The organism is Neobacillus rhizosphaerae (assembly GCF_050477885.1).
GTDB lineage: Bacteria > Bacillota > Bacilli > Bacillales > Cytobacillaceae > Neobacillus > Neobacillus rhizosphaerae_A.
Window position 1 is genome coordinate 1 of record NZ_JBCNAC010000058.1, and the last position, 17,757, is coordinate 17,757.

Genomic DNA, 17,757 nt, shown 5'->3' on the forward strand with positions numbered 1-17,757 from the left:
CGCCGAGGAGGCTCGCCGAAACGCCCACGGAAAGCGAAGCGCCTGGAGCGGAAATCAACAGACAAGTTTAACATAGCCTATTTTTTAATAAACCCAGGAAGCACCAACAATAATTAACAAAATGAATAGAACAACGATTAATGCAAAACCAGTACCAAAGCCGCCATCAGACATATTCAAATACCTCCTAAAATGTTTTTGTTCTTTTCCTTGTCATCATATGTAGGATATTTGTCCATTGTTATGGGCAAACATCTATTTTAGATATAAAGCGCTTGAGGTTGATTTTTCTATTGGATAACACAAATGAATACTCTATACTATTATTAGTCGCAATGACGGTTACGAATTTATCTTTATAGAATTTTGGTGAAATTTAAATGCCATACCAGGTGAAAATTGATGCGTTTGAAGGGCCGTTGGATTTACTTCTCCATTTAATTAACCGGCTCGAGATTGATATATACGATATTCCGGTTGCTCAAATCACTGAGCAATACCTTATGTATATTAAAACGATGACTGAACTTAAATTGGATGTAGCTAGTGAGTTTTTAGTAATGGCTGCTACCTTACTTGCCATCAAGAGTAAGATGCTTTTGCCTAAACATGAAGAGGCCTACGTGGATGAGGATCCAGATATGTCTTACGAAGAGGATCCGAGAGACGAGTTAGTTGAAAGATTAATTGAATATCGGAAGTATAAAGAGGCAGCACAGGACCTTAAATCGATGGAAGAAGAACGAGGGCTTATGTTTACAAAGCCTCCTAGTGACCTTTCTGACTTTGCTAAGGAAAAAAAACCTGAAAAAACAGATTTAAATGTATCTTTGTATGATATGTTAGCTGCATTCCAAAAATTATTACGTAGAAAAAAGCTACAGCGTCCAATGGCAACTAAAATTGCCAGACAAGAAATTTCTATTGAGACCAGAATGATAGAAATTATGGATGAATTAAAACAGCTAAAAGGAAGGAAAAACTTTAATGACTTGTTTCCCTATCCGGCTAAAGAGCATATTGTGGTGACCTTTTTAGCAGTTTTGGAGCTAATTAAAAGAAAAGAGATCGATGTGGAACAGCAAGAAAATTTTGGTGAAATCTTTGTTGAAGCGCTGAAGGAAGGGGCAAATTGAAGTGGATATTATTAATTGGACAAGCATTGTTGAAAGCCTTTTGTTTGCAGCGGGAGATGAGGGGCTTTCGTTAAAGCAATTAGCTGAAGTACTAGATGTGGATGAACTGAAAGCAAGTGAGGTCATTGAGGACTTAAGGAAAGACTACGATCAAAACAAGAATAGGGGAGTCATGATTGTCCAGTTGGCAGGGACCTTTCAACTAGTTACAAAAAAAGAAAACGCAAATTACTTAAAAAAATTGGTTGATTCTCCACATACCTCCACTTTATCACAGGCTGCGTTAGAAACATTGGCGATTGTTGCCTATAAACAACCAATTACTAGGACAGAAATAGAAGAAATTCGAGGGGTGAAAACAGAAAGGCCCCTGCATACATTAATGGCAAAAGTTTTAATTAAAGAGGTTGGTCGAGCAGAAGGAGCAGGAAGAGCTTATTTATATGGAACGACGAAGGAATTTCTTGATTATTTTGGACTTAAAAGTCTTAAGGAACTTCCACAACTTCCGGAAAAAGTAGAGGATGAATATATCCAAGAAGAGGCAGATTTATTTTTTGAGAAATTTCAAGAAACGATTAACTCTTAAAATGGCTATCAAAATGACCAATTTATGCTAAAATAAATATACGTTTTCAAAATGATTTATCAGTTATACTTGGTATTAACTGAGCATTTCAATAAGGGGCGGGATCATCTTGCAGATTAAAGAGTGTAAAGGTATTGAATTAGAAAAAGAAAAGTCAAATACTTCAGAGGATTTTTTTAACAGAAGTGAAGTAACGTTTATCGACAACGGAGAAGAAAAAACACTTCATGTTTTATACGTTAGGTATTTTGATGAGTTTCTCCAGGAATTGACACCATTTAAACAGGACCCCATTTTGGTTCAAAATGAAAATGAGATATTTTTTAGAGATATCGTAGCGCTGTGTTGCCTCATTAAGAATCCAGGACTGCGAAGCAGAAAACGTCTATATATTAATTCAAAGAATGAATTTTCTTCTTATTTTCAGGATATTAATTTTGAAAAATTACCTGAAGTTTTTCGTGCTCTTAAAGAAAAAAAGGGTTTCGAACTCCATTCACCACTTGAATTCATTTTGCAACCGCAATAAAGAAGGCTCGATGTTAAATTAGGGAGGTAACTATGGGAAACTCGTTGGTAAAATCACAATTAAATGATGTGAAAGAATTTTTAAATAAGTCAATTGCAACTTTAGAAAACTTTCTAAATGAAACAACCCTCTCACAAATGAATGTAGAGAATGAAGAAGACCGTCAGTATAATAAATTAATTTTTTCTAGTTTAAGAAAGTTAAATGTCTATAGCGAGGAAAGTTTAGAAGCCTGCTCGATTATTTTACAAAGCGAACCGTTTCAAAAAGCGGCTGCGGAAAAAATACTCTATAAAATCTACCACCAATGCATTGAAGAGTTTTTCTCACCGAAAAATGATGCGTGGTACGAAGATAGTCGCTCTGCCTATACGGGCAGAAATTCAATTAAATTTTACCGTAGTGTGTCTGAGAGCATCGTACAGCTAGTCAAAAGTTTAGAAGGTGACTTCCAGCGGGTAAGGGAAGAACTTGAGTACTATGAAACGGACTACAGAACAAAGATGATTCAATCAAAATAATAAGTAAATTCGGGCTGGCCACTGTAAAGAGGCCAGCCTTTTCCTATCATTTTTTTATCAACCCCCTCATACCATTTAGGTAACTACATGACACCGCACGCAATTGTGGTAGTTAGAAATGAGGGATATAGTGGATCGGTTTAGCAGATATGTCAGCGAATTGTTTAAATGGAATGAGCAAATGAAACATTTTCTCCAGTCAGAAAAGGTGGGGCAGGATTCTGAATTGTGGAATCAGCTAGATGCTTTTACTGAACTGATTGAAAGTACAAATCGCGAGTTGTCGAACGAAGAACTACTTGCACTTCAAACGAAAGCAGAGAATATCCATATCCAATTAGAGGATTACTTCAAAAGAAAACAGGAGATAGGAAATATTTGGATTACCGAAAAAAAACTATCACCAGGTGAACATTCTCTCCCTGAGTTACCCTACCCCTATAATGCATTAGAACCCTATATTTCAGAAGAGATTATGAAACTGCACCATGATAAGCACCATCGCTCATATGTAGATGGGTTAAATCGAGCAGAACTCAATCTGAAAAAAGCCAGAGAGACTAACGATTATTCTTTGATAAAGCATTGGTCAAGAGAGCTAGCATTTCATGGATCCGGACATTATTTGCACATGATTTTTTGGAAAAATATGAGTCCGAATGGCGGTGGCAGTCCTCAAGGTCCACTAAAGGAGGAGATTGATAGTTATTTTGGTAGCTTCTCCGCATTTAAAAAACAGTTCACCGAGGCTGCTAAGCAAGTTGAGGGAGTGGGCTGGGCCGTTTTGGTTTGGGCGCCGCGAGCGAGACATTTGGAAGTACTTCAAACAGAGCGACATATGCTGTTAACACAGTGGGATACCATTCCCTTACTAGTATTGGATGTATGGGAGCATGCCTATTACCTTCAATATAAAAACAATAGGGCGGAATACGTGGATAATTGGTGGAATATAGTAAATTGGCATGATGTGGAGATGAGGTTTGAAAAAGCAGCCGATATTAAATGGCCTGCGTTTTAATTTAAAAAGCATCCGGCAATGGTTGGGTGCTTTTGCTTTGTATAAAAATAATCATATTCATCCTTGTCCTGCATAAACTTGTACAAAGCTAAATAAGTAGAAGTATAGAAGGAGACGAGGTTGATCTAATGAGAATGATTTTAAAACTAATTATCTTTTCCCTCTTGGTCTCACTGTTCGTTACAAACATTCCTCAGAAGGTGGACGCATCCGTTTCCGTTAGTGCCCAAAGTGCTGTCCTGATTGAACAGAAAACTGGTCGAGTCCTTTTTGAAAAAGATGCACACACAAAAAGAAGAATTGCAAGTATAACCAAAATTATGACGGCAATTCTTGCAATTGAATCGGGGAAAATGAATCAATACGTAACAGTTAGTGAAAAAGCGACTCGTGCGGAGGGATCATCCGTTTATTTAAAAGCAGGAGAGAAAATCAAACTAAATGATTTAGTTTATGGATTGATGCTGCGTTCAGGAAATGATACGGCTGTGGCTATCGCTGAATCTGTTGGGGGCAGTGTAGAGGGTTTTGCTTATTTGATGAATCAAAAGGCAAGGGAAATTGGAATGTATAATTCTCATTTCTCCAATCCACACGGTCTTGATGATCACGAAGATCATTATTCAACTGCCTATGATATGGCTATTCTGATGCGGTATGCTATGCAAAATAAAACCTTTAAAAAAATCTCAGGTACAAAGGTGCATCGTGCCCCGAATCCAACTGAGAATTGGGATCGAGTTTGGAAGAACAAGAATCGTTTGCTCACAAAATATAAATTTTGCACCGGTGGGAAAACCGGTTATACAAAAAGAGCGAAAAGGACGCTGGTAACTACTGCGACTAAAGGGGACATGCAACTTATCGCTGTAACCTTAAATGGGCCGGATGATTGGAATGATCATATTTCCATGTATGAAGATGGATTTAAAGGGTTTGATATGGCAGAAGTGTTACCCAAGGGTAAAGTAGAGATTGAAAATAATAAAGATTACAAGGACAAATTGTATGTGAAAAAGTCAATTGTCTACCCGGCAACAAGCGAAGAAATGAACTTATTTTCAGTTAAATATAAGTTAAATAAGTCCAAAAGTGCCGGAAGTACAAAGAGTAAGGAATTGGTTGTTGGGAAGGCTGCCGTCTACTTAGATGGAAAAGTGGTACAAGAAACGCCGATTTATTATCAAAACACCGTCAAGAAAAAGAAAGATTTGTTTGATTTTATAAAAGAAATATTTCTCACTGCTATTGGTGTGAATGCTCATGGTTAATTATGTTTGGGTGTTTATGACCATTATTGGGGTTGTCTTTGCATTATTCAATGGAACAATGGAGGCTGTCAATAAAGCTGTATTTGATGGAGCAAAAGAGGCTGTTACATTATGTATAGGACTCATCAGTGTCCTTGTTTTCTGGCTTGGAATGATGCGGATTGCTGAAGAGTCGGGGCTTCTAGAACACCTCTCAAGGCTATTTCGTCCGCTTGTGAAAATTTTGTTTCCTGAGGTTCCTCCAAATCACCCAGCAATGGGATATATTTTGTCAAATATGATTTCTAATATGTTTGGATTAGGAAATGCTGCTACTCCACTTGGCATTAAAGCAATGGAAGAATTAAAAAAATTAAATGGCGGAAAAATTTCAGCGAGTCGGTCGATGGTTACTTTTTTAGCAATAAATACAGCTAGTATTACAATCATTCCAACAACTGTAATTGCGATTCGAATAAACTATCATTCTGTATCCCCTACAGAAATTGTAGTCCCAACTATCATTGCAACTATTATATCGGCAATCGGTGCAATCCTCATTGATCGGTACTTTTATTACCGTAGAAGCCGAAAAGGATGAACATGTATGCAGTTAATCTCAGTTATTTCGTTAACATTTATTCCTTTACTAATTGGATTCATTCTACTATACGGCACATTTAAACGAGTGCCCACCTATGAAAGTTTTGTTGAAGGTGGAAAAGAAGGCATCAAGATTGCTGTTTCTATCATTCCCTTTTTAGTGGGTATGCTTGTTGCAATCTCGATATTTCGTGCTTCTGGTGCATTAGATGCATTAATGAATTGGATCCGTCCATTTATGCATTCAATGGGTGTACCAGCTGAAATTGTTCCATTATTAATAATAAGACCCATATCTGGAACTGCGGCACTGGGTATGACTAGTGACTTAATCGCCGTTTATGGACCTGATTCCTTTATAGGGAGGCTTGCTTCTATTTTGCAAGGCAGTACAGATACCACCTTTTACGTGTTAACAGTGTATTTTGGTGCCGTTGGGATAAAAAAAATGGGGGATGCTTTAAAAGTAGGGCTTATTGCTGATGTGTTTGGAATCATTGTATCCATAGTTGTAGTAGTATTGATATTCGGAACTAAATAGCTTTAAGAAGAAGGTGTGTTCTAATTGGAACATGCTTTTTTATTTTTGACTGTGTTAAAGAACATTGTTGATTTTTACACCCTGTTGATTGGAGTGGAAGGCGCGAAGATCCTCGAAAATGCTATCGCATTTCCTTCGTGCGGTGTAGTTTCAATGAAGCTTATTCAATGTCCTGTGGGAGTACGGTTCAGGGGAGACCCCGCAGGCGCAAGCGCCGAGGAGGCTCGCCGAAACGCCCACGGAAAGCGAAGTGCCTGGAGCGGAAATCAACAGGCAAGATTAACATAGCCTTATTTTTTATTACACTTTAAAAATCCGTTACTTTGAAAAGTGGAGAAATTGTGTCATAATTCATTAAGATGGATTAGGATTGAGAAATTTGAGGTGGAAAAATGGAAAGATTACAAAAAGTTATTGCCCGAGCAGGCATAGCTTCAAGAAGGAAATCTGAAGAATTAATTAAAGAAGGCAGAGTTAAGGTGAATGGAAAGGTTGTTACTGAGCTTGGTCTAAAAGTCACTCCTTCTGATCGAGTGGAAGTAAATGAAATACAAATTGAGAAAGAAGAACCTGTTTATTTCCTTTTATATAAACCAAGGGGAGTAATATCTAGTGTAAGTGATGATAAAGGCAGAAGAGTGGTTACCGATTTCTTCCCTATGTTAAAAGAACGGATTTTTCCAGTAGGGCGGCTGGATTATGATACATCTGGACTACTATTAATTACAAATGATGGAGAATTTTCCAATCTGCTGACGCATCCGAAGAATGAAATTGATAAGGTTTATGTAGCAAAAATAAAGGGAATTCCTCTAAAGGAAAACCTTAGGAAATTAGAAAAAGGGATCCAACTGGAAGATGGAAAAACTGCGCCAGCTAAAGTGAATTTCCTATCTGGGGACAAGAAGAAACAAACGGCTATTGTTGAGATTACGATTCATGAAGGACGAAATAGGCAAGTTAGACGTATGTTTGAAGCAATTGGCCATGAAGTATTAAAGCTTAAGCGCGAGAGATATGCATTTTTGACACTACATGGTTTAAAGGCTGGAGATGCAAGAGAATTAACTCCGCATGAGGTAAAGCAGTTAAGAGCATTTGCTATGGATTCATCTAAGAAAAATTCATAAATTCGTCACAATTACTCTCTAGTGTTAGCACTATGCGGGTGTTGGTAAATGCTATAATTTAGACAAACTGTGTCAAGGAGTTACTGGAGGTTTTTTTATGAAGAGACGGCGATTAGTGATGAGGTCCCTTATATTACTTGTACTGGGTGCTGCCGTTGCTTATTCACTGTATGCAAACTTAACCAAGGATAACAAACAAAAAGTGGCAGTAGGGGATATGGCTCCCGATTTTGCTTTGGTCGACATGCAAGGAAATAAACACCGCTTATCTGATTATAGAGGACAAGGAGTGTTTTTAAATTTCTGGGGAACTTGGTGTCCACCATGTAAAAAGGAAATGCCATACATTAATAATCAATACCATCAATATAAGGACCAGGGTGTTCAGGTTTTGACTGTTGACATTCAAGAACCCAAGCTCGCCGTTCAACAATTTGCAGAGCGCCTTAAGCTTGATTTTCCAATCATGATTGATACAGATAAAGAAGTCATGACTACATATGGTATTGATCCACTGCCGGCAACGTTCTTGATTGATAAAAATGGCAAGGTGGTTCAATACCATACAGGGGAACTGACTGAATATAAAGTTAGAGAATTTATGGAGAAAATAAAACCTTAAGGTTGTAGGGAGTTTTTACAATGAAAGATGTTAAATGTGATTGCGGCCATGTGAATCCACATGGCACGGTGCTATGTGAGGCTTGTGGAAAAGTACTGGATGAGAAAGAAACTGATAACCAGTTACTTGACATGCGTTATGAAGGAAGTGCACGCCGCTCACAAACATATAACAAAACCTTTATTGATAAAATTTGGAATTTCTTCTCTTCTGTAAAGGTTGGCGTTTGGCTAATTATCATTACCTTGATTGCTTCCACACTTGGAACCATTCTGCCGCAGAAAATGTATATTAATCTGCCGCCTGAAGTCTATTATGAACAGGAGTATGGCTGGTTTGGTAAATTATATTACCAGTTAGGCTTCCATGACTTGTATGGTTCATGGTGGTATCTACTATTAATTGCTATGATTGGGATTTCTCTTGTTATTTGTAGTCTAGATAGGGTTGTGCCCTTATATAAGGCTTTAAAAGCCCAACGAGTTACACGACATGAGGGATTTTTAAAGCGCCAGAGAGTTTTTGGTGTAAACGAACATATTGATTCCAATGATCTATCTACCATTAAAAAGCATCTAAAAGATAGACGCTACCATGTTCGTGAAGAAGATGGGGACTTATTAGCTGAAAAAAATCGCTTTTCACGTTGGGGTCCCTATATTAACCACGTAGGCTTAATAATCTTTTTATTTGGTGGAATGCTGCGGTTTATTCCTGGATTTTATGTAAATGAAGATCTTTGGGTTCGTGAAGGAGAAACTGCTGTAGTGCCAGAAACAAATGGACAATTTTTTATCAAAAACAATCAATTCATTCTACAGCATTATGATAAAGATAAAGACAAAACTTTTGAGAAAGCAATCAATCGTGCGGGTGAAGTGGTAAAGAATTATCAATCCAACGTTGTGTTATTTAAACGGGTCGGAAAAAATCTTCCTGGTGAGAAACCAGAGCTTAAAAAAGTAAAAGAATATAAAATACAAGTAAACAAACCGTTATCCTATGAAGGATATTCAATTTTTCAGGCATCATTTAGGTCTGAGATGAGTTCGATGTCATTTTCATTAATTGATAAAAGCACAAACCAATCATTTGGTGACCTCAAAGTGAATCTTTTAGATCCAAAAGATAAATATGATTTAGGTAATGGTTATTCCGTAGAGATTCTTAACTTTTTTCCGGATTTTGAATTTGATAAAAACGGAGAACCTACAACAAAATCCAGAGTACCCAATAATCCTGCTTTCGTTTTTCGTATGATTACACCTGATAAACCAAACGGAGAAACGGCCTTTATTGCGATTAGACAAAATATTGAACCATTTGGTGATAATAAGTATAAGATTGCATTTAAAGGAATAGAAACCAAGAATGTCTCTGGATTTATTGTCCGAAAAGATTCGTCATTGTGGGCCATTATTTTAGGTGGAATTGTATTTATGATTGGTGTCATTCAGGGGGCGTACTGGAACCATCGCCGGATCTGGGTACAAAAGAAAAACGGACAAGTTTGGATAGCTGCTCATACAAATAAAAATTGGTATGGCTTAAAACGGGAAATTGAAACAATTTTAGCAGATACCAAGCTTGGCATTCCAGAAGACCAACTTCAAAAAGAAAATATAGATAAGGAGGGAGTCTAGTTGGCAACACTAAGTAGTAATTTATTATTTGTTTCATTTATTCTTTATTTAATAGCAACGTTGTTTTTCGGCGGCTCTATTAAATCAAAGAAAGAGGTTAATGAGAAGAGGGGAACCAACAGGTGGGGGCACATTGCTGTATTTTTAACAATTGTTGGTTTTATTTCTCAGCTAGGTTATTTTATCACTAGATGGATTGCAGCTGGACACGCTCCAGTGAGTAATATGTTCGAGTTTACTACATTTTTTGGAATGGCACTTGTTGGTGCATTTATTGTTATTTATTATATTTATCGAACTACACTACTTGGACTGTTTACCATGCCTGTAGCCATATTGGTTATTGCGTACGCTAGTATGTTTCCAAGAGACATTACTCCACTAATTCCAGCCCTTCAAAGCTATTGGCTGCATATTCATGTGACAACAGCAGCAATCGGGGAAGCCATCCTGGCAATTAGCTTTGCAGCGGGATTAATTTATTTAGTGAAGGCAATTGACCAAACAAAATCTAATAAACAAACTTTTTGGCTAGAAATGGTCATGTTTGCATTAATTACAGTACTTGGTTTTGTTGCCGTATCATCTGTATTTGCAGGAACAGGATATCATGAGAAATTTAATTGGATTGATAAACACGATACCGAGCAAGTCCTTGAATATACGATGCCTGCTCTGGTTGGTCCACATAAAGGAGAATTAGTATCAGAGAGTGGATTTAAGCCTCTTATTGAACTACCGGCTTTCATCAATGCGAAAAAATTTAATACGGTTATCTGGTCGTTAATGGGTGGTCTGGTGCTTTATAGCTTAATAAGACTAATCATTAGAAAGCGAATTGCAGCCTCACTTAAGCCTCTTGTCAAGAATATCAAACTTGACTTTGTTGATGAGATTAGCTACCGCTCAGTATTAATTGGTTTTCCTGTATTTACATTAGGCGCGCTCATTTTTGCGATGATATGGGCACAAATGGCATGGTCTCGTTTCTGGGGATGGGATCCAAAAGAGGTCTGGGCTTTAATTACATGGCTTTTTTATGCGGCATTTTTACACCTTCGCCTTTCTAAAGGTTGGCATGGAGAGAAATCAGCATGGCTGGCGGTCATCGGATTTGTCATCATCATGTTTAACCTAGTTGCCGTTAACTTGGTAATAGCAGGACTCCATTCATATGCTGGTTAAAATAGAAAGACTAGACTTATAATAAATTTTATAGCCTTCACTACAAAGTGAGGGCTTTTTTTTTAAAATTGCTGTGTTAAAGAACAGTGTTGATTTTTACACCCTGTTGATTGGAGTGGAAGGCGCGAAGACTCCTGTGGGAGTACGGTTCAGGGGAGACCCCGCAGGCGCAAGCGCCGAGGAGGCTCGCCGAAACGCCCACGGAAAGCGAAGCACCTGGAGCGGAAATCAACAGGCAAGTTTAACATAGCCTTAAAAATAAAAATTGTGTAAATACTAAAAAAAGAGGGATTGTCAAATAATTGACACTTTTAGAGGAGTATTTACTACGAAAAGATAGCAAAATACGATACCATTTTGTAAAATAAACCTCATGGGGGGATTAATAATGGATAAAGACGTAAAAATTTTAGTCGTAGATGATGAAGAAAGAATTCGCCGATTATTAAAAATGTATTTAGAGCGTGAAGAATATAGTATTGATGAAGCAGAGGATGGTAACGAGGCATTGACAAAAGCCCTTGCAAATGATTATGACGTCATTCTTCTCGATCTTATGATGCCTGGAAAAGATGGAATTGAAGTCTGCCGCGAACTAAGAGAGAAGAAGGCTACGCCTGTTATTATGCTAACGGCAAAAGGTGAAGAAATCAATCGTGTTCAAGGCTTTGAGGTCGGCACAGATGATTATATTGTTAAACCCTTCAGCCCTAGGGAAGTCGTCTTACGTGTGAAAGCACTGCTTAGAAGGTCATCACAAACTAGTTATCTGCAAACTGAAACCACAACCAAAGATGTCATTGTATTTCCACACCTAACGATTGATAATGACGCTCACAGGGTAACTGCTGATGGTAAGGAAGTAAGTTTAACACCAAAAGAATATGAATTATTATATTTTCTATCAAAAGCACCAGATAAAGTCTTTGACCGCGAACAGTTGTTAAAAGAAGTTTGGCACTACGAATTTTTTGGTGATTTACGGACAGTTGATACACATGTGAAACGTCTCCGTGAAAAGTTAAACAAGGTTTCTGAGCAAGCAGCAAGAATGATTGTAACCGTTTGGGGAGTGGGCTACAAATTTGAGGTAATTAATGAATGACCTTTTTACGAAGTGTTGTAGGTAAACTTTGGTTTACCATTCTTTTATTAGTTTCCTTTATTTTGTTTATCTTAACTGTCATGCTCCTAGAGTTTTTTCAAAACTACAACATTCATGAGACAAAAGATAACCTTACGAATACAGCTGAGAAAATCGCAAATGTTTTGGAAGAACATCCAAATGAGAAATTCCCACTGGGTTTGGAAATTTCATGGGAAATTATCGATGATGTTACCAAGGTGGTCATTGTTAAAAATGAGAATGAAATCTACTACTCTCCGAATACGGAAAAAGAGAAAAAATTAACACTTGCATACATTAAAAATGACAAAGAGTTAGCGAAAGTTTTTCAAGAAAAGACAGTAGAAAAAATCTCTGATCTTTCGGAAAATATGGGAAGAAACGAATCGGATTATTCGATTATTGGTGTTCCGTTGCATTTACCTGGAGATGAACATGGAGCTGTATTTATTTATCAATCTCTAAGGGTGATGCAGGAAACTACCCATTCCACAACGAAATTTATCCTGCTAGTTGCAGGTGTCGCAATTATTTTAACAACCATTTTTGCTTTTTTTCTATCAACGAGGATTACCGCTCCTTTAAGAAAAATGAGAGAAGCTGCTTTTGAAGTGGCGAGAGGAAAATTTGATACTAAGGTTCCCATTCTTACTCATGATGAAATCGGAGAACTGGCTACTGCGTTTAACCAAATGGGACGGCAATTAAAGTTTAATATGAATGCTCTTAGTCAGGAAAAAGAACAGCTAGCCAGTATATTAAGCAGTATGGCTGATGGGGTTATTACATTTAATCGTGATGGTACCATCTTAATTACTAATCCTCCTGCAGATCGATTCCTCCAATATTGGTATTATGAAAAAGGAGGAAATACTTCAGATGTAGAGGCCATTCCATCACAGGTAATGAATCTCTTTCAAAAAGCGGTAGATACTGAAAAGGAACAGGTGGGTGAAATCTCACTTCAAGGTCGGCACTGGGTTATATTAGTGAGCCCGCTTTACAGTAATCAGTTTATTCGTGGAGCAGTTGCGGTATTAAGGGATATGACTGAAGAAAGACAGTTAGATAAGATGAGAAAAGACTTTATTGCTAATGTCTCACATGAACTTAGGACACCTATTTCCATGTTACAAGGTTATAGTGAGGCCATCGTAGATGACATTGCTGAATCCCAGGAAGAGAAAAAGGAAATGGCCAAGGTCATTTATGATGAATCATTAAGAATGGGACGCCTTGTTAATGAATTACTTGACCTTGCACGAATGGAAGCGGGGCACCTTCAGTTAACCATTGAAGAAATAGATTTGTCTTCGTTTATCAATCGTATTATTCACAAATTTCAGGGATTGGCTAAGGATAATGAAATCCAATTGACAGTAGAAATAGGTAGTGGAATTTCAACCGTGTCCTTTGATCCTGATAGAATTGAACAAGTCTTAACCAATTTAATTGATAACGCGATCAGACATACTCCAAAAGGTGGATTAGTTAAGTTAAGTGTTTCAAATGAAGAACAGGCAATAAAAATAGAAGTCAAAGACTCAGGCTCTGGAATTCCTGAAGAAGATTTACCGTTTGTTTTTGAACGCTTTTATAAAGCCGATAAAGCGAGAACAAGAGGAAGGGCGGGCACTGGACTTGGCTTAGCCATTGCTAAAAATATTATCGATGCCCATCGCGGTCATATTTCTGTTCAAAGTAAGATGGGACTAGGAACGACATTTTCCTTCCTTCTCCCTCGAAAAAAGTAATATTTACAACTATCTTGCCGATTCATCTTGATTCACGGGAAACAATTAAAGCGAGAGTAAATAAAAACGAAGATGCTCATCTAATTGATGGGCATCTTTTAATTTTTTCACTATTAAATTAACTTCCAACAAATTCCTTTCTTTTTACCCCAAAAAAGACTATATTTATAAGGTGTAACCTTTTATACATATCTATCGACTAATATTATTGAACGGGGAGGGGAATTGATGGACTCCGTTTTCGATGAACTTTATCAAAAATATCATCATGACGTTTTTCAATTTCTATTTTATATGGTCAGAAATAAAGAACACGCTGAAGATCTTGTCCAAGAGGTCTATATAAGGGTATTTAAGTCCTATAATCGTTTTGAAGGGAAAAGTAGCGAAAAGACCTGGCTATACTCAATTGCGAGAAATGTTGCCATTGACTTTTTTCGAAAGCAAAAGGGCTGGAAGGAAAGATTACTTGAAAAATTTGATTGGTCAACCAATCAAGTTAAAGATGAATTTCCAATACCAGAAGAAATAACGGTACAACGAGAAGAAATCAAATGGGTATACAAATGTCTTGAATATTGCACGATTGACCAAAGGGCAGTTATTATTTTGCGTTACCTACAGGATTTATCCATTTCAGAAACCGCCCAAGCACTAGGATGGACGGAAAGTAAGGTTAAAACCACACAACACCGCTCCTTAAAGGTTTTAAAAAGGCATATGGAAATGTTTTATGAAAAGGAGGGATTAAGTAGTGAAAAAGTCGGAGTGGAGCGATAGAGAGCTCGAAGAATTATTAATGCAAATGCCAAAAATAAAGGATCATCGCAATCCTCGTGACATATACCAAAATCTTTCTCTAAAAAGGCGAAAAACTAAAACATGGCTGTTACCGAGTTTGGCGACTGCAGCTGCATTGCTTCTATTTTTCATTTTGGTCCCTAAACTAATGGATGGTGCCAATACTTCTGATAAACAAGCAGAAACGACCTCGTTCAACACAGAAATAAAAGATGCCGATCAAAAGAAAAATTCTACTATTGCCTTGGATAAGAGTGAACCTTCTTCAAAAGAAAAGGCACTATCAGGAACTCCTAAAAATGAGGTTATGAAAACGGGTACTGTAAAAACAGCCATCTATTCAGATGATGTTGGTAATGGTAAGGTGTTAACGTACTGGATTCCAGACCCACAAGGACAGATACTAATACCCGTTTCTACAGTTGTAGCAAAAACTGATAATGAATCATGGCTGACGCTATTTAATGAGAATATGGCAAACTTAAAAGAGGAAGAATGGGGACTTACCGATTTTTATCCACTAAATGTTACGATGAGTGTAAATTCAGATAACACTACCATTCAAGTCGATGTTCCTTTAAATCATCAGTACGGACAAGGTTCAACTAATGAAACTAATTTTATCAATGTGATAAATAAAGATATTTCTTCGAATAGTGATATTAAAAAGGTGAAATTTTCAACAAACGGTGAACCGGGAATAGAGTTGGGTAATTTCGGTAATAAACAGGAAATAGATATAAATGTGGTAAAGAATCATGGCTTTTTCTTTTATTATCCTACAGGAAGTGATGTTCCATTCCTAACACCGTCAACAACTACCTATTCCGATATTAACAAAGCTTTAGATGCAATGAAAACGGATCAAATAGAATTAGGTCTAACAGGTTCTCTTTCACCATTATTGCCGATTAATAACGTTTCAATTACGGATAAGACGTTAGTTCTATCATTTGAGGGGAATTCCACTTTACAAGATAACCAAATGACAGTTTCTGCCTTTGAAGCTTTGTTACTAACTGCTAAAGATTTTGGGTTAGAAAAAGTAGTAGTTAAGGATTCTCCGATTTTGCAATTGGGTCCTTTCGATTTAACAAAGGAAAACCAAGTACCAGTAGCTCCGAATCTGCGTTTAATCCAATAAACGAAAAAAATCAACCGTTTTAGGTTGATTTTTTTTGTATAAAATAACAGAGGTCTCCAAATTATAACAAGTATGTGCAATTCCCTCTTCAAAAACGAATATGTTCTAAGTGGAAGGGTTTTAACATAGTGTGGAGGAGAGGACAAGTTTAAGGAGGAAAAGAAAGGAATGCGTGACTACATAAAGAGGTTTCTTATTGCCATAATTATGGCGCTTTGTGTCAGTTTATTATTTTTAGGTGGACGACATACTGAGGCAGCAAGTGAACCTGAAACAGCTGAAGTAAAGGAGCGCTGGATTTGGCCGTCAGATGGGATTATATCTGATACTTATGGAACAAGAAAGGGAAAACATAAAGGAATTGATATTGCTGGGAACTTGGATACCCCTATTCTTGCTGTTGAAGATGGTGTGGTTTTAAAATCCTATTTTTCTACTACATATGGTAATGTGGTATTTATAAAACACCCAAGTAATTTTGTAACAGTGTATGCTCATTTAAACAAGAGAAATGTTATGGTGGGACAAAGTGTTAAACAAGGTGATATGATCGGCAAAATGGGGAAAACTGGACAAGCTACAGGTACACATCTTCATTTTGAAACACATCAATTAGAGTGGAGATACGATAAAAAATTTGCGTTGGACCCGGAGGTTCTATTAGGAAAGGCAGATGTGGGTGAAACAGTTCAAGGGGGTGTGGCTAGTATAGGTGATCATGTACTAGAAGCTAGTTCACATTTTCACACGAGTGATGATAATAGCAGGCTTCAAACAACTGAACCGTCAATAAAGGACACTTATATCGTTAAACAAGGTGATACCTTGTACTCTATTTCAAAGAAAAGAAATACATCTGTAAATAAAATTAAAGAATTAAACCGGCTAACCTCTGATTTAATTAGGCCAAAACAAATATTAATTATCCAAAAATAGACAGACCTGCAGACGTTACTTCTGCAGGTTTTTTCTATAAATGTTACAAAAAAGAAAAATAGCAATCCTTTTACTTAACAAAATCTTTGTCCTCCATTATAATTATATTTGTAATTTAATATCGATCTATCTTCGGGGCAGGGTGAAATTCCCGATCGGCGGTATTGAGCATTGCTCTAAGCCCGCGAGCCTTTAAGGCAGGATTTGGTGTGATTCCAAAGCCGACAGTATAGTCTGGATGGGAGAAGATGGAGGTTCTGCAGACGTTCAAAAAATGATATCTCAATGGACGTTTATTAAGCGTGCCTTTGTAAACTCCCTCAAGTAAATTGCTTGAGGGTATTTTTATTCTTGGGATCGTCTTTTTGCTGAACCTCTCTTCCTAACGTGATGGATCAAAAAAGGAGAGAGGAAAATGGAAAAAATGAAGAAAACAAAGAAAATTAATGTTAAGGCTTATGTTTCAATTGGCATGCTAAGTAGTATTGCATATCTGTTAATGCTACTAAACTTTCCGCTGCCGGTGTTTCCGAACTTTTTATTTGTTGATTTCAGTGATATTCCCGCTTTAATTGCTGCATTAATTTTTGGCCCAATTGCGGGTATATTGGTTGAGTTTTTCAAAAATGTTCTTAATTATCTTGCGACTGGAAGCCAAACAGGAATTCCTGTAGGTCATATTGCTAATTTCCTAGCTGGTATTGTGTTTGTTCTTCCGACATATTATGTATACAACAAACTAAAAACAAAAAAAGGGATGACACTAGCTTTAGTTGTTGGAACCGTAACCATGGCGGTGGTTATGAGCATTCTAAATTACATCATCATTTTACCGGCCTATACTGTATTAATGGGATTTCCAGATATGAGAAACTTAGTTGTTCCAGCTATATTGCCGTTTAATATATTGAAGGGTGCCATGATGTCATTCATCTTCATGCTGTTATTTATTCGGATGCAGTCATGGATTAATAAATTATCAATCATTAAAGGTGCGTAAAAAAAACAAAGGTTCATTAAAGTGGACCTTTGTTTTTTTTATTTTTGGCTCTGTTTAACTTGCCTGTTAATTTCCGCTCCAGGCACTTCGCTTTCCGTGGGTGTTTCGGCGAGCCTCCTCGGCGCTTGCGCCTGCGGGGTCTCCCCTGAACCATACTCCCACAGGAGTCTTCGTGCCTTCCGCTCCAATCAACAGGGTGTAAAAATCAACACTGTTCTTTAACACA

The 17,757-nt window shown here is 37.3% G+C and carries 19 protein-coding genes and 1 riboswitch; of the genes, 18 read left to right on the forward strand and 1 reads right to left on the reverse strand.

The genetic code is table 11. The features are described 5' to 3' along the window. Positions 1–84 precede the first annotated feature (84 nt). Entirely contained in the window at positions 85–174 is a 90-nt protein-coding gene (locus ABES03_RS07305) for a YjcZ family sporulation protein (RefSeq protein ID WP_308083323.1), read from the reverse strand. Between the two features lie 206 nt (positions 175–380). Between ABES03_RS07305 and ABES03_RS07310 the strand changes: the two genes are divergently transcribed. The 18 genes from ABES03_RS07310 (at position 381) to ABES03_RS07395 (ending at position 17,531) form a co-directional block, all read left to right on the forward strand. Next, on the forward strand, positions 381–1,136 hold the full coding sequence (locus tag ABES03_RS07310; RefSeq protein ID WP_430116434.1) for a segregation/condensation protein A: 756 nt from the start codon (positions 381–383) through the stop codon (positions 1,134–1,136). A 1-nt stretch (position 1,137) separates the two neighbouring features. Continuing rightward, the gene (gene scpB, locus ABES03_RS07315; protein ID WP_430116436.1) at positions 1,138–1,725 is read left to right on the forward strand and encodes an SMC-Scp complex subunit ScpB; all 588 of its coding nucleotides are present in this window, start codon (positions 1,138–1,140) and stop codon (positions 1,723–1,725) included. A 109-nt stretch (positions 1,726–1,834) separates the two neighbouring features. Beyond that, a complete protein-coding gene (locus ABES03_RS07320; RefSeq protein ID WP_430116438.1) occupies positions 1,835–2,254 on the forward strand; it encodes a hypothetical protein in 420 nt (139 codons plus the stop codon). Between the two features lie 32 nt (positions 2,255–2,286). Beyond that, positions 2,287–2,775 (forward strand): YpuI family protein, encoded by a 489-nt coding sequence (locus tag ABES03_RS07325; protein WP_430116441.1) that lies wholly within the window; start codon positions 2,287–2,289, stop codon positions 2,773–2,775. Positions 2,776–2,905: 130 nt separating this feature from the next. Continuing rightward, entirely contained in the window at positions 2,906–3,796 is an 891-nt protein-coding gene (locus tag ABES03_RS07330; protein ID WP_430116443.1) for a superoxide dismutase, read from the forward strand. Positions 3,797–3,924: 128 nt separating this feature from the next. Further along, positions 3,925–5,067 (forward strand): D-alanyl-D-alanine carboxypeptidase family protein, encoded by a 1,143-nt coding sequence (locus ABES03_RS07335; RefSeq protein WP_430116445.1) that lies wholly within the window; start codon positions 3,925–3,927, stop codon positions 5,065–5,067. Then, positions 5,060–5,647 carry a nucleoside recognition domain-containing protein gene (locus ABES03_RS07340; protein WP_430116447.1) on the forward strand — a complete coding sequence of 196 codons (588 nt, stop codon included), beginning with the start codon at positions 5,060–5,062 and terminating at the stop codon, positions 5,645–5,647. Before ABES03_RS07335 ends, ABES03_RS07340 begins: the two co-directional genes overlap by 8 nt. 6 nt (positions 5,648–5,653) lie before the next feature. Further along, on the forward strand, positions 5,654–6,190 hold the full coding sequence (locus ABES03_RS07345) for a spore maturation protein (RefSeq protein ID WP_430116448.1): 537 nt from the start codon (positions 5,654–5,656) through the stop codon (positions 6,188–6,190). Positions 6,191–6,582: 392 nt separating this feature from the next. Then, positions 6,583–7,320, forward strand: a complete 738-nt coding sequence (gene rluB, locus ABES03_RS07350) for a 23S rRNA pseudouridine(2605) synthase RluB (protein WP_430116450.1) — start codon at positions 6,583–6,585, stop codon at positions 7,318–7,320. 97 nt (positions 7,321–7,417) lie between these two features. Next, entirely contained in the window at positions 7,418–7,942 is a 525-nt protein-coding gene (gene resA, locus ABES03_RS07355; protein ID WP_430116451.1) for a thiol-disulfide oxidoreductase ResA, read from the forward strand. 20 nt (positions 7,943–7,962) lie between these two features. Beyond that, positions 7,963–9,585 carry a cytochrome c biogenesis protein ResB gene (gene resB, locus ABES03_RS07360; protein ID WP_430116452.1) on the forward strand — a complete coding sequence of 541 codons (1,623 nt, stop codon included), beginning with the start codon at positions 7,963–7,965 and terminating at the stop codon, positions 9,583–9,585. After that, positions 9,586–10,770 carry a c-type cytochrome biogenesis protein CcsB gene (gene ccsB / locus ABES03_RS07365; RefSeq protein WP_430116454.1) on the forward strand — a complete coding sequence of 395 codons (1,185 nt, stop codon included), beginning with the start codon at positions 9,586–9,588 and terminating at the stop codon, positions 10,768–10,770. 388 nt (positions 10,771–11,158) lie between these two features. After that, on the forward strand, positions 11,159–11,875 hold the full coding sequence (locus ABES03_RS07370; protein WP_309861013.1) for a response regulator transcription factor: 717 nt from the start codon (positions 11,159–11,161) through the stop codon (positions 11,873–11,875). Then, positions 11,872–13,650 carry an ATP-binding protein gene (locus ABES03_RS07375; protein ID WP_430116455.1) on the forward strand — a complete coding sequence of 593 codons (1,779 nt, stop codon included), beginning with the start codon at positions 11,872–11,874 and terminating at the stop codon, positions 13,648–13,650. Before ABES03_RS07370 ends, ABES03_RS07375 begins: the two co-directional genes overlap by 4 nt. 228 nt (positions 13,651–13,878) lie before the next feature. Next, on the forward strand, positions 13,879–14,430 hold the full coding sequence (gene sigX, locus ABES03_RS07380; protein WP_430116456.1) for an RNA polymerase sigma factor SigX: 552 nt from the start codon (positions 13,879–13,881) through the stop codon (positions 14,428–14,430). Further along, positions 14,405–15,595 carry a hypothetical protein gene (locus tag ABES03_RS07385; RefSeq protein ID WP_430116458.1) on the forward strand — a complete coding sequence of 397 codons (1,191 nt, stop codon included), beginning with the start codon at positions 14,405–14,407 and terminating at the stop codon, positions 15,593–15,595. The genes sigX and ABES03_RS07385 overlap by 26 nt, the downstream gene beginning before the upstream one ends. 168 nt (positions 15,596–15,763) lie before the next feature. Further along, the gene (locus ABES03_RS07390; RefSeq protein ID WP_430116460.1) at positions 15,764–16,531 is read left to right on the forward strand and encodes a peptidoglycan DD-metalloendopeptidase family protein; all 768 of its coding nucleotides are present in this window, start codon (positions 15,764–15,766) and stop codon (positions 16,529–16,531) included. 124 nt (positions 16,532–16,655) lie between these two features. After that, positions 16,656–16,785: riboswitch (FMN riboswitch) on the forward strand. A 161-nt stretch (positions 16,786–16,946) separates the two neighbouring features. After that, a complete protein-coding gene (locus ABES03_RS07395; protein WP_430116462.1) occupies positions 16,947–17,531 on the forward strand; it encodes an ECF transporter S component in 585 nt (194 codons plus the stop codon). The last annotated feature ends 226 nt before the right edge of the window (positions 17,532–17,757 follow it).

Coding starts and splice junctions, on each gene's coding strand:
- rluB (WP_430116450.1), top strand. CDS start 6,583: ATGGAAAGATTACAAAAAGTTATTGCCCGAGCAGGCATAGCTTCAAGA.
- resB (WP_430116452.1), top strand. CDS start 7,963: ATGAAAGATGTTAAATGTGATTGCGGCCATGTGAATCCACATGGCACG.
- ABES03_RS07310 (WP_430116434.1), top strand. CDS start 381: ATGCCATACCAGGTGAAAATTGATGCGTTTGAAGGGCCGTTGGATTTA.
- ABES03_RS07305 (WP_308083323.1), bottom strand. CDS start 174: ATGTCTGATGGCGGCTTTGGTACTGGTTTTGCATTAATCGTTGTTCTA.
- ABES03_RS07390 (WP_430116460.1), top strand. CDS start 15,764: ATGCGTGACTACATAAAGAGGTTTCTTATTGCCATAATTATGGCGCTT.
- ABES03_RS07335 (WP_430116445.1), top strand. CDS start 3,925: ATGAGAATGATTTTAAAACTAATTATCTTTTCCCTCTTGGTCTCACTG.
- ABES03_RS07325 (WP_430116441.1), top strand. CDS start 2,287: ATGGGAAACTCGTTGGTAAAATCACAATTAAATGATGTGAAAGAATTT.
- ABES03_RS07395 (WP_430116462.1), top strand. CDS start 16,947: ATGGAAAAAATGAAGAAAACAAAGAAAATTAATGTTAAGGCTTATGTT.
- sigX (WP_430116456.1), top strand. CDS start 13,879: ATGGACTCCGTTTTCGATGAACTTTATCAAAAATATCATCATGACGTT.
- ABES03_RS07340 (WP_430116447.1), top strand. CDS start 5,060: ATGGTTAATTATGTTTGGGTGTTTATGACCATTATTGGGGTTGTCTTT.
- ABES03_RS07345 (WP_430116448.1), top strand. CDS start 5,654: ATGCAGTTAATCTCAGTTATTTCGTTAACATTTATTCCTTTACTAATT.
- resA (WP_430116451.1), top strand. CDS start 7,418: ATGAAGAGACGGCGATTAGTGATGAGGTCCCTTATATTACTTGTACTG.
- ABES03_RS07375 (WP_430116455.1), top strand. CDS start 11,872: ATGACCTTTTTACGAAGTGTTGTAGGTAAACTTTGGTTTACCATTCTT.
- ABES03_RS07370 (WP_309861013.1), top strand. CDS start 11,159: ATGGATAAAGACGTAAAAATTTTAGTCGTAGATGATGAAGAAAGAATT.